Below are 14,243 nucleotides of genomic sequence, written 5' to 3'. Positions count from 1 at the left end.
TTATCCCTGTTTATGCGCCGTTCTTCAGAGACTCAAGGTACTCCCAGCGCTCAAATGCTTCTTCCAGGGCTTTTTCAGCCGCGGACAGTTCAGCCAGTACTTTCTGAGTATAGTCATGCGACTGGGTAAAGAATGAGGCATCAGCAACCTGTGCCTGAAGATCTTCAAGCGCCGCCTCCAGCTCTTCCAGACGCTGAGGAAGCCCCTCCAGTTCGCGCTGCAGGTTATAGCTTAGTTTAGCCGAGCTTTTCTTGACTGTTTCTGCTTTTGTTACAGCAGGTTCAGCACTTATTTTGGACTTTGACTGTTTTAGTGCCAGAGACTGTGACTGCTGCCCTTTTGCATCGTGGTACCCGCCCACATACTGTCCAATTCGCCCTTCCCCTTCGAAGATCCAGCACTCGGTCACGGTATTATCAACGAACTGACGATCGTGGCTGACCAGCATCACGGTTCCCTGGTACCCGTCGATCAGCTCTTCCAGCAATTCCAGCGTTTCGACATCCAGATCGTTCGTCGGTTCATCGAGGATCAGCAGGTTGCTTGGCTTCAGGAACAGACGTGCCAGCAACAGGCGGTTACGTTCCCCGCCGGACAGGGCGCGAACCGGCGTCATCGCACGTTTCGGATGGAACAGGAAGTCCTGCAGGTAACCCAGCACATGGCGCGGCTTACCGTTTACCATGACCTCCTGCTTACCTTCAGCGAGGTTATCCATTACCGTGCGGTCCGGATCCAGCTCCGCGCGGTGCTGGTCGAAGTAGGCCACTTCAAGTTTGGTGCCGCAGTGAATACGGCCGCTGTCAGCCTGCAACTGGCTCAGCATCAGCTTCAGTAATGTGGTTTTGCCGCAGCCGTTGGGGCCAATCAGCGCAATTTTGTCGCCGCGCTGGACCTGAGCAGAGAAATCTTTTACCAGCACTTTGCCGTCAACCTGATAGTTAACGTTTTCCATTTCGAAGACAATCTTGCCGGAGCGGGATGCCTCTTCAACCTGCATTTTGGCGCTGCCCATCACTTCGCGGCGTTCGCTGCGCTCGCGGCGCATCGCTTTCAGGGCACGCACACGGCCTTCGTTACGGGTGCGGCGGGCTTTGATGCCCTGGCGGATCCAGACCTCTTCCTGCGCCAGTTTGCGGTCAAACTCAGCATTCTGCAGCTCTTCCACGCGCAGGTTTTCTTCTTTCTCCAGCAGATAGGTATCGTAATCGCCAGGATAAGTGACCAGCTTACCGCGGTCGAGATCGACAATACGGGTCGCCATATTGCGAATAAACGAACGGTCGTGCGAGATAAAGATGATGGTGCCGCTGAAGGTTTTCAGGAACCCTTCCAGCCAGTCAATGGCTTCGATATCCAGGTGGTTCGTCGGTTCGTCCAGCAGCAGCACTTTCGGCCCGCTGACCAGCGCGCGGCCCAGGGCCGCTTTACGCAGCCAGCCGCCGGAGAGCGCAGACAGCTCCATATCCGCTTCCAGACCAAGCTGTGCCAGCACTTCATTAATGCGGTTTTCAAGCTGCCACAGGCCGTGGTGATCGAGCATCTCCTGCACTTTTGCGAGCTCATTGAGATTCTTGTCGCTCGGGTCGGTCATGACCAGATGCGAAATCTCGTGATAGCGCTTCAGGTATTCCGCCTGCTCAGAGATCCCCTCCGCCACGAAGTCATACACGCTGCCGGTGACATGGCGCGGCGGGTCCTGCTGGAGGCGGGAGACAATCAGATCCTGCTCGTACACGATGCGGCCGTCATCCAGCCCCTGCTCGCGGTTGAGGATTTTCATCAGCGTGGATTTACCCGCGCCGTTACGGCCCACCAGACAGACGCGTTCGTTATCTTCGATATGCAGCTCTGCATTATCGAGAAGCGGTGAGTCACTGAAAGAGAGCCACGCGCCGTGCATACTAATTAAAGACATTTATTATTCCTTTCAGACCGCGGTAATCAACCAGCAGTTATGGATTTGACGGTTACGGGCGAAGTCCTGAGACAGCGTTTTTTGGCTAATTTCTTGTGCTTTCAGTCCCAGGGCTGCTAAACCGTCGTGATCCATACGGAAGCCGCGTTTGTTGTTCGAGAACATAATGGTGCCGCCTTTACGCAACAGGCGCTTCAGGTCGGTCATCAGGCGCAGGTGGTCGCGTTGAACGTCAAAGCTATCCTCCATGCGCTTAGAGTTGGAGAAGGTCGGCGGATCGATAAAGATCAGGTCGAACTGTTCATCGGTATCACGCAGCCAGCCCAGCACGTCGGCCTGCATCAGGCGATGCTGGCGCCCGGTTAAACCGTTCAGACGCAGGTTACGCTCGGCCCACTCCAGGTAGGTACGCGACATATCCACGGTAGTGGTGCTGCGCGCGCCGCCGAGGCCGGCATGCACACTCGCGCTGCCGGTATAGGAGAACAGGTTGAGGAAATCTTTCCCCTTGCTCATCTGGCCGAGCATACGGCGGGCGATGCGGTGGTCAAGGAACAGACCGGTATCGAGATAGTCGGTCAGGTTAACCCACAGGCGGGCGTTATATTCGCCCACTTCAATGTAGTCACCCTTCTCGCCCATCTTCTGGTACTGGTTTTTGCCCTTCTGACGCTCGCGGGTTTTCAGCACCAGCTTGTTCGGCGCAATGCCCAGCACGGCGATGGTGGCCGCAATCACGTCCAGCATACGCTGGCGCGCTTTTTGTGCATCAATGGTTTTTGGCGGAGCATATTCCTGAATGACAACCCAGTCGGCGTAGCGATCAACCGCCACGTTGTACTCCGGCAGGTCGGCATCGTACAGGCGGTAACATTCAATCCCTTCCTGTTTCGCCCACTTCTCGAATTTCTTCAGGTTCTTGCGCAGACGGTTGGCGTAATCTTCCGCCACGCCGGTTGGCTTACTGTCCGCCGCTTTTTCTGCCAGATGGTAGTTTTTCTGCACACAGTCCAGCGGACCGTTTTTTGCTTTAAACTGACGATCGGCGCGCAGTTGCAGACAGCTCAACAGCTCCGGCGACGCGCTGAACAGAGACAGATTCCAGCCGCCAAAATAGTCTTTCATATTGCGGCCCAGCAGGCTGTGCAGGGCGATCAGCGCCGGTTCGCTGTCCAGACGCTCACCGTATGGCGGGTTACTGATTACGGTACCGTACGGGCCTTTCGGCAGCGGGTTGGTCAGGTTCGCGACATCTTTCACGTCGAAGGTGACCAGCTCACCGATACCCGCTCGACGGGCGTTGCTTCGCGCACGTTCAATCACGCGCGGGTCGCTGTCCGAACCATAGAAATGCGAGGTGTACTCTGCCAGGCCTTTACGCGCACGGCTCTGCGCGTCATCTTTGACCTCTTTCCAGAGGGCTTCATCATGCTGCGCCCAGCCTTTAAAGCCCCAGTGACCGCGGTGCAGCCCTGGCGCACGGTCGGTAGCCAGCATTGCGGCTTCAATCAGCAGCGTACCGGAACCACACATCGGATCGAGCAGCGGTGTGCCCGGCTGCCAGCCGGAGCGCATCACAATGGCTGCGGCAAGGGTTTCTTTGATCGGCGCCATCCCGGTGCGATCGCGATAGCCACGTAAATGCAAACCCGCGCCGCTCAGATCGAGAGAAATGCTCGCCGTGTCGCCGTTCAGCCAGACGTTGATACGCAGGTCCGGATTTTCGCGATCGACATTAGGGCGTTCCTTATTCTTACGGGTGAAGCAGTCCACAATGGCGTCTTTCACGCGCAGCGCACCGTACTGACTGTTGCGGATCTCATCGTTCACGCCGTTGAAATGCACCGCAAAGGTGGCATTTGGGGTGAAGATCTCTGTCCAGTCGATCATCTGTACGCCGGTATAGAGGTCAAGGTCGCTATAGACCTTGCACTCCTTCATCGGCAGCATGATGCGCGATGCCAGACGGCTCCACATCAGGCTCTGGTAAATAAGCCGCGTGTCGCCCTCAAAATGGACACCACCCTGAACTACCTGGCACTCTTGCGCACCCAGGGCTTCCAGTTCAGTTTTTAACAGCTCTTCCAGCCCACGGGCCGTACTGGCAAACAGAGAATTCATATCGTCACTTTTACTCTTAGAAAATTGTCGCGCATTATAGCTAATATGGCGTGTATGTCATAAAGTTGAAGGCTTATTTTCATTTGCGGGAGTATGCAGTGGCGACGTTATCCAGGCTTTTTATTCATCCGGTGAAATCCATGCGCGGCATCGGCGTTTCTCACGCACTGGCAGACATGAGCGGATTTGCCTTCGATCGTATTTTTATGGTCACCGAGCCTGACGGTACGTTCATCACCGCGCGCCAGTTCCCGCAGATGGTTCGCTTTACCCCTTCCCCGCTTCATGACGGATTGCATTTGACCGCGCCGGACGGTTCCAGCACGGTGATTCGCTTTGCTGATTTTGCGCCCGTCGACGCGCCAACGGAAGTCTGGGGTAACCATTTTACCGCGCGCATCGCCCCGGAAGAGATTAACCGCTGGCTAAGCGGCTTCTTTTCCCGCGACGTGCAGCTGCGCTGGGTGGGGCCTGAACTGACGCGCCGCGTGAAGCGCCACGATGCCGTTCCACTCTCCTTCGCCGACGGCTTCCCGTTCCTGCTGACCAACGAGGCGTCGCTGCGTGATTTACAAAACCGCTGTAAGGCCAGCGTGCAGATGGAGCAGTTCCGTCCGAACCTGGTGGTAACCGGTGCCGATGCGTGGGAAGAAGACACCTGGAAAACGATCCGCATTGGTAGCGTCATCTTTGATGTCGTCAAGCCGTGCAGCCGCTGTATCTTTACCACCGTGAGTCCGGAAAAAGGGCAAAAGCACCCCTCTGGCGAACCGCTGAAAACGCTGCAATCGTTCCGCACCGCCCAGGATAACGGCAATGTCGATTTCGGCCAGAACCTGATCCCCCGCTCCAGCGGTGTGATCCGCGTGGGCGATGAGGTCGAAATCCTCGCCCGCGGGCCTGCGAGAGTGTACGGCGCCGGTCAGGAAGAAGAAAGCGTTGAAGTTGAGACGAACGTCGCCTCTGCCGTGGATATTCACTGGCAGGGCAAAATTATTCGTGGCAACAATCAGCAGGTGCTGCTGGAGCAACTGGAACAGGCCGGTATTCGCGTACCGTATTCTTGTCGTGCGGGAATCTGCGGATGCTGTCGCATCAAGCTGGTAGAGGGAGAAGTGACAGCGCTGAAGAAATCGGCAGTGGGAAACGACGGCACAATTCTGTGCTGTAGCTGCGTACCGAAAACATCCGTACAGCTGGAAGCTTAAACCGCCTGTTCGAGGCTGAAGGAATCGACACGCAGCTGTGGCTTCAGCCTGTCATTCATGACTTTGATCGCATCCCCTAACTGCATTACGCGCCCGGCAATCGTCACGCCGGGTTGCGCCAGCAGACAAAGCGCAGCATTTTCGCCCGGCTCCACCACTAACAAACTCACCTCTTCGGCGGTATCGCTCAGATTGACGCTGGCCGCATCACCCGTTGCTGGCGTCCAGTTCATGTCGTGCGGCAGGAAATGCCAGCTTTTCGGCATTTGCGGTTTCAGGAAACGAATCGCCACCAGCGCATTTAATACCAGCTCGGCACGCTGCTCTTTAGAGAGCACCAGATCGCGACATTTTTCTTCAAAGGAGAAATAAAGTGCAGCATCGTCAACGCAAAAGCCCGAGGGTGAAAACGCGTCCGGGGTTAACATTCGGCGGGCAAAACGAGAACGAAACAACATGCCATTGGCTAAATCGAGCATCATACGATCGTGCTCGTCGCAAAAATACCAGCGCCAGTTATCGTCAGGTTTAATTCGCATGTTTCTCTCCCGTCCCCAAACGTCCTGTACTAAAAATGTCCTGATTGTCGCTTCGTTTATAACATCATTAATAAAAGACCAGAATGTCTAAATAAGCAACAGTGACGGAATATAAAACAACCAGGGCTGGAAATAAAGCCCTGGTTGTCTGATTAAGAGAAAAGATTAGATATGCGTAACGATTTCTTTAATCAGCGGCGGTCCTTTAAAAATAAAGCCGGAATAGATTTGCACCAGCGATGCCCCTGCCGCCATCTTCTCGCGCGCAGCAATGACCGAATCGATACCGCCGACACCAATAATCGGCAAACGCCCTTTTAATTCTGCAGACAGAGCACGAATAATTTCGGTGCTTTTTAATTGTACCGGACGGCCACTTAACCCACCCGCTTCGTCACAGTTTTTCATTCCCTGAACGAGGGAGCGATCGAGCGTCGTATTGGTCGCAATAACACCATCAATATTATGGCGAACTAAACTGTCGGCAACCTGGATCAATTCTTCAGGCGAAAGATCCGGCGCGATCTTCACCGCGACCGGAACATATTTATGGTGGATCGCCTGCAGTTCATTTTGTTTATTTTTAATGGCGCTGAGAAGATCGTCCAGCGCTTCGCCATATTGTAAAGAACGCAGGCCCGGGGTATTCGGCGATGAAATATTCACCGCGATGTAACCGGCATAGGCGTAGACTTTTTCCATACAAATCAGATAGTCATCTTTACCTTGCTCAACCGGCGTGTCTTTATTTTTACCGATATTAATGCCCAGCACCCCATCGAAATGGGCTTTTTTCACGTTCTCGACCAGGTGATCAACGCCGAGATTATTAAAGCCCATGCGGTTGATCAGCCCTTCGGCTTCCACCAGGCGGAACAAACGCGGCTTATCATTTCCCGGCTGTGGACGCGGGGTAACGGTACCGATTTCAATGGAGCCAAAGCCCATTGCGCCCAGGGCATCAATGCACTCACCGTTTTTGTCCAGACCGGCCGCCAGACCCAGCGGGTTTTTAAAGGTCAGACCCATGCACTGCACAGGTTTTTCCGGCACATTCTGGCGCACCAGAGCCGCCAGAGGCGTTCCGGTAATGCGACGTAATTGCTGGAATGTCAATTCATGAGCGCGCTCAGGGTCGAGCTGGAAAAGGGCTTTACGAACGAAGGGGTAGTACATGAACTCTCCTGGATTCCCGGTGTGCAAACCGGGAGGGGATTATGGGCGATCCCGCTGCGAAAAGGAATTGACCTGCGGCAAAAAAATCAGCGTAAAACGCAAACGTTTACCTCCCGGTCTCTTTCTTATGCACTTTTTCGCATTTTAATTGCAGATAAATCATTTAGTGGAATAACCGCGCGGTGTCACACTCCTGAAAATTGTTATGAATGTTAGATAAAAGCAAACAATTGGTTATAAGGAGGAAGTATGCGCGTCATTACCCTGGCCGGAAGTCCACGATTCCCTTCGCGTTCCAGCGCCCTGCTGGAATATGCCCGTGAAAAGCTCAATGCGCTGGATGTGGAAGTGTGCCACTGGAATCTGCATAACTTCGAACCCGAAGATTTGCTGTACGCCCGTTTCGACAGCCCTGCGCTGAAAACCCTCACAGAGCAACTGAAAGAGGCAGACGGTTTAATCGTGGCGACACCGATCTATAAAGCCTCTTTTTCTGGCGCACTGAAAACCCTGCTCGATCTACTGCCGGAGCGCGCGCTGGACGGCAAAGTGGTGCTGCCGCTGGCAACGGGCGGAACGGTTGCCCATTTACTGGCGGTGGATTATGCCCTGAAACCGGTCCTGAATGCCCTGAAAGCACAAGAGATTCTCCATGGGGTTTTCGCGGACGATTCGCAGGTCATTGATTATCAACACAAGCCGCACTTTACGCCGAATCTGCAAACGCGCCTCGATGCTGCGCTGGAAACCTTCTGGCACGCGCTGCATCGCCGGGATATCCAGGCACCTGCGTTTGGCCAGCCTCAAGGAGTCGCACATGTTTAAAACCTTAACCCGCCTCGGGCTGGCTGGCCTGATGGCCTTGGCCGGGCTGGCTCAGGCCGCAGAAACAGCGCCGGACAGTTTACGCATTGGCTATCAGAAAGGCAGCGTCAGTATGGTGCTGGCAAAAAGTCACCAGCTTCTGGAAAAACGCTTCCCGGACACCAAATTTGCCTGGATCGAGTTTCCTGCCGGTCCTCAAATGCTGGAAGCCTTAAACGTAGGCAGTATCGATCTTGGTAGCACAGGCGATATTCCGCCGATATTCGCCCAGGCTGCTGGGGCGGACCTCGTTTATGTCGGCGTTGAACCGCCTAAACCGAAGGCCGAAGTCATTCTGGTGCCTGAAAACAGCGAGATTAAAAGCGTTGCCGACCTAAAAGGTCATAAGGTCGCTTTTCAGAAAGACTCCAGTTCACACAACCTGCTGCTGCGCGCTTTACAGGAGGCCGGGCTGAAATTCACGGACATTCAGCCCGTTTACCTGACTCCAGCCGACGCTCGTGCCGCGTTCCAGCAGAAGAATGTTGATGCCTGGGCTATCTGGGATCCGTACTACTCCGCAGCATTACTGCAAGGAGGCGTGCGTGTGCTGAAGGATGGCACGACGCTGAAGCAGACCGGCTCGTTCTACCTTGCCGCGCGTCCTTACGCGGAAAAGAATGGCGCATTTATTCAGAGCGTACTGGATACCTTTACGCAGGCCGACACGCTGACCCAAAGCCAGCGTCAGGAAAGTATTGCGCTGCTGGCGAAAACCATGGGCTTACCTGAACCGGTGATTGCGAGCTACCTCAGCCACCGTCCGCCGACCACCATTTCACCCGTGGATGCGCACGTCGCCGCGCTACAGCAACAAACCGCTGACCTCTTCTATCAAAACCGCCTGGTGCCAAAACAGGTCGATATTCGCGAACGCATCTGGCAACCCGCAGGCAAAGAAGGAGCTAAATCATGAGTCTGAATCTTTTCTGGTTTTTACCTACCCACGGAGATGGCCACTATCTTGGCACTGAAGAGGGTTCCCGCCCGGTTGACCATGGCTACCTGCAGCAGATTGCACAGGCGGCGGACCGCATCGGTTTCACCGGCGTGCTGATCCCAACCGGGCGTTCATGTGAAGATGCCTGGCTGGTCGCCGCGTCGATGATACCGGTCACCCAGCGTCTGAAGTTCCTGGTTGCGTTACGTCCAGGCGTGGTCTCCCCCACCGTGGCAGCGCGTCAGGCGGCAACGCTGGACAGACTCTCCAACGGCCGTGCCCTGTTTAACCTGGTGACGGGCAGCGATCCGCAGGAACTGGCAGGCGATGGCGTGTTCCTCGACCACACCGAGCGCTATGAGGCTTCTGCCGAGTTCACCCGCGTCTGGCGGCGCCTGCTTGAAGGTGAAACCGTCACCTTCGAAGGCAAGCATATCCACGTTCGTGACGCGAAACTCTATTTTCCGCCGGTACAACAGCCACGCCCGCCGCTCTATTTCGGCGGGTCGTCGGATGTAGCCCAGGATCTGGCTGCCGAGCAGGTCGATCTGTATCTGACCTGGGGCGAACCGCCTGAGCTGGTGAAAGAGAAAATTGCCCAGGTGCGCGCTAAAGCGGCCGCCCATGGCCGCAAGGTGCGCTTCGGTATTCGTCTGCACGTGATTGTTCGCGAAACCACTGAAGAGGCCTGGCGGGCGGCAGACCGTCTGATATCCCATCTGGACGATGAGACCATCGCAAAGGCGCAGGCCGCGTTTGCCAAAACCGACTCCGTCGGACAGCACCGAATGGCATCCCTGCACAACGGCAAGCGCGAGAAGCTGGAGATCAGCCCGAACCTGTGGGCAGGCGTTGGCCTGGTGCGCGGCGGTGCGGGCACGGCGCTGGTCGGGGACGGCCCGACCGTGGCAGCGCGGATTAATGAATACGCCGACCTCGGTATCGACAGCTTTATTCTCTCCGGTTATCCGCACCTGGAGGAGGCCTACAAAGTAGGCGAGCTGTTATTCCCGCATCTGGATGTGGCCATCCCGGAAATTCCGCAGCCACAGCAGCTTCAGCTGCAGGGTGAAGCGGTGGCAAACGAATTTATCCCTCGAAAAGCCGCGCAAAGCTAAGGAGTGACCATGTCTGCCACCTCACAAAAATGGCTGCTGCGCGCCGCGCCGTGGTTTTTACCCGTCGGCATTGTGGCTTTCTGGCAGCTCGCATCGTCCACCGGCTGGCTGTCGAGCCGTATTCTGCCCTCTCCTGAGGGCGTTGTAGAAGCGTTCTGGTCGCTGAGCGTCAGCGGTGAGCTGTGGCAGCATCTGGCGATCAGTTCCTGGCGCGCGGTGATTGGGTTCTCTATTGGCGGCAGCATCGGCCTGGCGCTGGGGTTGATCAGCGGTCTTTCCCGCTGGGGTGAGCGGCTGCTGGATACCTCCATTCAGATGTTGCGTAACGTGCCGCATCTGGCGCTGATCCCGCTGGTCATTCTGTGGTTTGGGATTGATGAGAGCGCGAAGATCTTCCTCGTGGCGCTGGGCACGCTGTTCCCGATTTACATCAACACCTGGCACGGCATCCGCAATATCGATCGCGGCCTGGTGGAGATGGCGCGAAGCTATGGCTTGTCAGGTTTTTCTCTCTTTCTACATGTGATCCTGCCGGGCGCCCTGCCCTCCATCATGGTCGGAGTGCGTTTTGCCCTCGGCCTGATGTGGCTGACGCTGATTGTTGCGGAGACAATCTCAGCCAACTCCGGCATCGGCTACCTGGCGATGAACGCCCGCGAGTTCCTGCAAACGGACGTCGTGGTGGTTGCCATTATCCTTTATGCCCTGCTTGGCAAACTCGCCGACGTCAGCGCCCAGTGGCTGGAACGCAGCTGGCTACGCTGGAACCCGGCGTATACCCTTCAGGAGGCGAAAGCATGAATACGGCACGACTGAATCAGGGGACACCGTTACTGTTAAACGGCGTGACCAAACGCTACGGCGAAAACACCATTCTTAACGCGCTGGATCTGCATATTCCCGCCGGGCAGTTTGTGGCCATTGTCGGGCGCAGCGGCGGCGGCAAGAGTACGCTGCTGCGCCTTCTGGCCGGACTGGAATCCCCTAACGGCGGCGACATTCTGGCAGGGACAACGCCGCTGGCCACTATTCAGGACGATACCCGCATGATGTTTCAGGATGCGCGACTGCTGCCCTGGAAGACGGTGATTGATAACGTCGGGCTGGGGCTCAAAGGACACTGGCGGGATGAAGCCCGTCAGGCGCTGGCCGCCGTCGGACTGGAAAACCGCGCCGGTGAATGGCCTGCTGCGCTGTCGGGTGGGCAGAAGCAGCGCGTGGCGCTGGCACGGGCGTTGATTCATCGTCCGGGCCTGCTGTTGCTTGATGAGCCGCTCGGCGCGCTCGACGCCTTAACGCGGATCGAAATTCAGGATCTGATTGAATCCCTGTGGCAGACGCATGGATTCACGGTTCTGCTGGTCACGCATGACGTCAGCGAAGCCGTGGCGATGGCCGACCGGGTGCTGTTAATAGAAGACGGAAAAATTGGTCTGGATCTGACAGTGGATCTTCCACGTCCTCGTCGTGTCGGTTCGGCAAGACTGGCGGAGCTGGAGGCAGAAGTGCTAGATCGGGTGATGAAGCGCGGGGGAACGGAGTTACAGCGAGTTAAGGCTAATGCCTGATGCCCTCACCCCGGCCCTCTCCCACAGGGAGAGGGAGAAAACACAAAAAACGGCAACCTGGGTTGCCGTTTTGCTTTTACCTGCCCACCGGGCTTTTTACATCACGCTAAGGCTTTCGCGATCTTCTCGTACAAATCGCCGGACAGGTTTTCCAGCCCTTTCAGCTGTTCAAGCGCGGCGCGCATTTTCGCCTGACGCTTCGCATCGTAGCGTTTCAGACGGATCAGCGGCTCAATCAGACGCGACGCCACCTGCGGGTTACGGCTGTTCAGTTCGGTCAGCATTTCCACCATGAACTGATAACCGCTGCCGTCCTCCGCGTGGAACGCGGCCGGGTTGCTGCTGGCAAACGCACCAATCAGGGAACGCACGCGGTTCGGGTTACTCATGGTGAACGAACGGTGCTTCAGCAGGCTGCGGACTTTGCTGAGCGCATCGGCCGCCGGGCTGGTCGCCTGCAGAATGAACCATTTGTCCATCACCAGACCATCCTGGTGCCACTTGTCGTCGTACTCCTGCATCAGCGCATCGCGGCACGGCAGTTCAGCGGCAACGCTCGCCGCCAGCGCGGCCAGCGCGTCGGTCATATTGTCCGCTTTATGATACTGCGTGCTCACCAGCGTGTTCGCCAGCTCGGTTTCACCAAACGCCAGATAACGCAGGCAGGTGTTACGCAGAGAACGTTTACCAATGTCCGCGTGCTCAACGCGATAAGCATCAAGCTTATTGGTGTTATAGATGGCGAGGAATTCGTCCGCCAGTTCAGCAGCCAGCGTGCGGGTCAGCGCTTCACGCACGGCCACGATGGCAATCGGGTCAATGATGTCAAACAGCTCGGCAATTTCAGTTGCCGACGGCAGGGTCAGAATTTCAGCCGCCAGCGCCGGATCAATAGATTCATCCAGCAGGATCGCACGGAACGCGTCTGCTACATGCACCGGCAGCGTCAGCGGCTGGCCCTGCTGGTAACGGTTCACGTTCAGCTTGATGTAGGTCGCCAGCAGACTCTGCGCGGCATCCCAGCGGGAGAAATCGTTGCGGGCGTGACGCATCAGGAACGTCAGCTGCTGATCGCTCCACTTGTACTCCAGCTTCACCGGGGCGGAGAATTCGCACAGCAGCGCAGGCACCGGCTGGAAATAGACGTTATCGAAGATAAAGGTCTGCTCTGCCTGGGTTACGTTCAGTACGTGGTGTACCGGGTGACCGCCCTTCTGCAGCGGGATCACTTTGCCTTCGTTGTCATACAGCTCAATGCTGAACGGAATGTGCAGCGGATGTTTTTCTTCCTGCTCGGCGGTTGGCGGCGTGCGCTGGCTGATGGTCAGGGTGTATTGCTCGGTTTCCGGGTTGTAGTCGTCTTTAACGGTGACAATCGGCGTCCCGGCCTGGCTGTACCAGCGGCGGAAGTGAGAGAGATCCACGTTAGAAGCATCTTCCATCGCCTGCACAAAATCGTCACAGGTCGCCGCGCTGCCGTCATGACGCTCAAAATAGAGTTGCATCCCTTTCTGGAAGTTCTCTTCGCCCAGCAGGGTGTGGATCATACGGATAATTTCAGCGCCCTTCTCATACACCGTCAGGGTGTAGAAGTTGTTCATCTCAATGACTTTATCCGGACGGATTGGGTGCGCCATTGGGCTGGCATCTTCCGCAAACTGCAGGCCGCGCATAGTGCGGACGTTGTTGATACGGTTTACCGCACGAGAGCCCAGATCGGAGCTGAACTCCTGATCGCGGAAGACGGTCAGTCCCTCTTTCAGGCTCAGCTGGAACCAGTCACGGCAGGTGACGCGGTTACCGGTCCAGTTATGGAAATACTCGTGGCCGATGACGCGTTCGATATCAAGGTAGTCTTTATCGGTAGCGGTGTCGGTACGTGCCAGTACGTATTTGGAGTTAAAGATGTTGAGACCTTTATTCTCCATCGCGCCCATGTTAAAGAAATCGACGGCGACGATCATATAGATGTCGAGGTCGTATTCGAGGCCGAAACGTTCTTCGTCCCACTTCATGGAGTTGATGAGCGAGGTCATCGCCCACGGTGCGCGGTCAAGGTTGCCACGGTCAACAAACAGCTCCAGCGCCACTTCACGCCCGGAGCGAGTTTTGAACGTATCGCGCAGCACATCAAAATCACCCGCCACCAGCGCAAAGAGGTAGCACGGTTTCGGGAACGGATCCTGCCACTGCACCCAGTGACGACCATTTTCCAGTTCGCCCTCACCGACGCGGTTACCGTTGGAGAGCAGGAACGGATAAAGCGTTTTATCGGCGATGATTTTCGTCGTGAAGCGCGCCAGGACGTCCGGGCGGTCCAGGTACCAGGTGATATGGCGGAAACCTTCGGCTTCACACTGGGTACACAGAGCCACGCCTGACTGGTAAAGCCCTTCCAGCGCCGTGTTGGCTGAAGGGCTGATTTCATTCACGATGCGCAGCGTAAAGCGTTCCGGCAGGTTGTCGATGACCAGCTGGTTGCCTTCTTCTTTATACTCTGACCAGGGTTCATCATTAATATGCAGGGAGACCAGCGTCAGGTCTTCGCCATCGAGACGCAGCGGCACGGCAGTCGCACTGTGGCGCGTCACCTGACTCACCGCCGTCACGACGGTTTTTGTGGCATCCAGGTCAAACGTCAGGTCGATATCGCTAATCAGGTATTCCGGCGCACGGTAGTCGTGGCGGTATTTGGCTGGTGGCTGTTGTGTCATAGAAAACCTTATGCATCGTTTGTCGAGTAACGTTTCAATATATTCCTGTTGCGCAAAACGCGCTATGCAGAATGTTC

The 14,243-nt window shown here is 56.2% G+C and carries 11 protein-coding genes; 6 read left to right on the top strand and 5 right to left on the bottom strand.

From position 1 onward, the window contains the following. Positions 1-10: 10 nt before the first annotated feature. Positions 11-1,918, bottom strand: a complete 1,908-nt coding sequence (locus BFV64_RS07745) for an ABC transporter ATP-binding protein (protein ID WP_069601887.1) — start codon at positions 1,916-1,918, stop codon at positions 11-13. A 12-nt stretch (positions 1,919-1,930) separates the two neighbouring features. After that, on the bottom strand, positions 1,931-4,039 hold the full coding sequence (rlmKL, locus tag BFV64_RS07740) for a bifunctional 23S rRNA (guanine(2069)-N(7))-methyltransferase RlmK/23S rRNA (guanine(2445)-N(2))-methyltransferase RlmL (RefSeq protein ID WP_023332608.1): 2,109 nt from the start codon (positions 4,037-4,039) through the stop codon (positions 1,931-1,933). Between the two features lie 98 nt (positions 4,040-4,137). On the opposite strand from rlmKL, the gene BFV64_RS07735 reads away from it, so the two are divergent. Continuing rightward, positions 4,138-5,247 (top strand): YcbX family protein, encoded by a 1,110-nt coding sequence (locus BFV64_RS07735; protein ID WP_069601886.1) that lies wholly within the window; start codon positions 4,138-4,140, stop codon positions 5,245-5,247. On the opposite strand, the gene zapC is transcribed toward BFV64_RS07735, so the two are convergent. Both zapC and pyrD read right to left on the bottom strand, forming a co-directional pair. Then, complete coding sequence (gene zapC, locus BFV64_RS07730; protein ID WP_050862060.1) at positions 5,244-5,786, bottom strand: cell division protein ZapC; 543 nt, start codon at positions 5,784-5,786, stop codon at positions 5,244-5,246. The genes BFV64_RS07735 and zapC overlap by 4 nt on opposite strands. A 165-nt stretch (positions 5,787-5,951) precedes the next feature. Then, the gene (gene pyrD / locus BFV64_RS07725; RefSeq protein ID WP_014883242.1) at positions 5,952-6,962 is read right to left on the bottom strand and encodes a quinone-dependent dihydroorotate dehydrogenase; all 1,011 of its coding nucleotides are present in this window, start codon (positions 6,960-6,962) and stop codon (positions 5,952-5,954) included. Between the two features lie 249 nt (positions 6,963-7,211). Here pyrD and ssuE point away from each other — a divergent pair, with 249 nt between their 5' ends. Genes ssuE through ssuB form a run of 5 tightly spaced genes read left to right on the top strand, consistent with a single transcriptional unit; the run spans position 7,212 to position 11,452 of the window. Continuing rightward, positions 7,212-7,787 carry an NADPH-dependent FMN reductase gene (gene ssuE / locus BFV64_RS07720; protein ID WP_014883241.1) on the top strand — a complete coding sequence of 192 codons (576 nt, stop codon included), beginning with the start codon at positions 7,212-7,214 and terminating at the stop codon, positions 7,785-7,787. After that, a complete protein-coding gene (locus tag BFV64_RS07715; RefSeq protein ID WP_069601885.1) occupies positions 7,780-8,742 on the top strand; it encodes a sulfonate ABC transporter substrate-binding protein in 963 nt (320 codons plus the stop codon). The genes ssuE and BFV64_RS07715 overlap by 8 nt, the downstream gene beginning before the upstream one ends. Next, positions 8,739-9,884, top strand: a complete 1,146-nt coding sequence (gene ssuD / locus BFV64_RS07710) for an FMNH2-dependent alkanesulfonate monooxygenase (protein WP_032637061.1) — start codon at positions 8,739-8,741, stop codon at positions 9,882-9,884. Before BFV64_RS07715 ends, ssuD begins: the two co-directional genes overlap by 4 nt. 9 nt (positions 9,885-9,893) lie before the next feature. Then, positions 9,894-10,685 carry an aliphatic sulfonate ABC transporter permease SsuC gene (gene ssuC / locus BFV64_RS07705; protein ID WP_069601884.1) on the top strand — a complete coding sequence of 264 codons (792 nt, stop codon included), beginning with the start codon at positions 9,894-9,896 and terminating at the stop codon, positions 10,683-10,685. After that, complete coding sequence (ssuB, locus tag BFV64_RS07700; RefSeq protein ID WP_069601883.1) at positions 10,682-11,452, top strand: aliphatic sulfonates ABC transporter ATP-binding protein; 771 nt, start codon at positions 10,682-10,684, stop codon at positions 11,450-11,452. The genes ssuC and ssuB overlap by 4 nt, the downstream gene beginning before the upstream one ends. Before the next feature lie 101 nt (positions 11,453-11,553). On the opposite strand, the gene pepN is transcribed toward ssuB, so the two are convergent. Next, on the bottom strand, positions 11,554-14,166 hold the full coding sequence (gene pepN / locus BFV64_RS07695; protein WP_069601882.1) for an aminopeptidase N: 2,613 nt from the start codon (positions 14,164-14,166) through the stop codon (positions 11,554-11,556). Between the last annotated feature and the right edge of the window lie 77 nt (positions 14,167-14,243).

The organism is Enterobacter kobei (assembly GCF_001729765.1).
GTDB classification, from domain to species: domain Bacteria; phylum Pseudomonadota; class Gammaproteobacteria; order Enterobacterales; family Enterobacteriaceae; genus Enterobacter; species Enterobacter kobei.
This window is presented reverse-complemented; position numbering and strand designations above follow the sequence as displayed.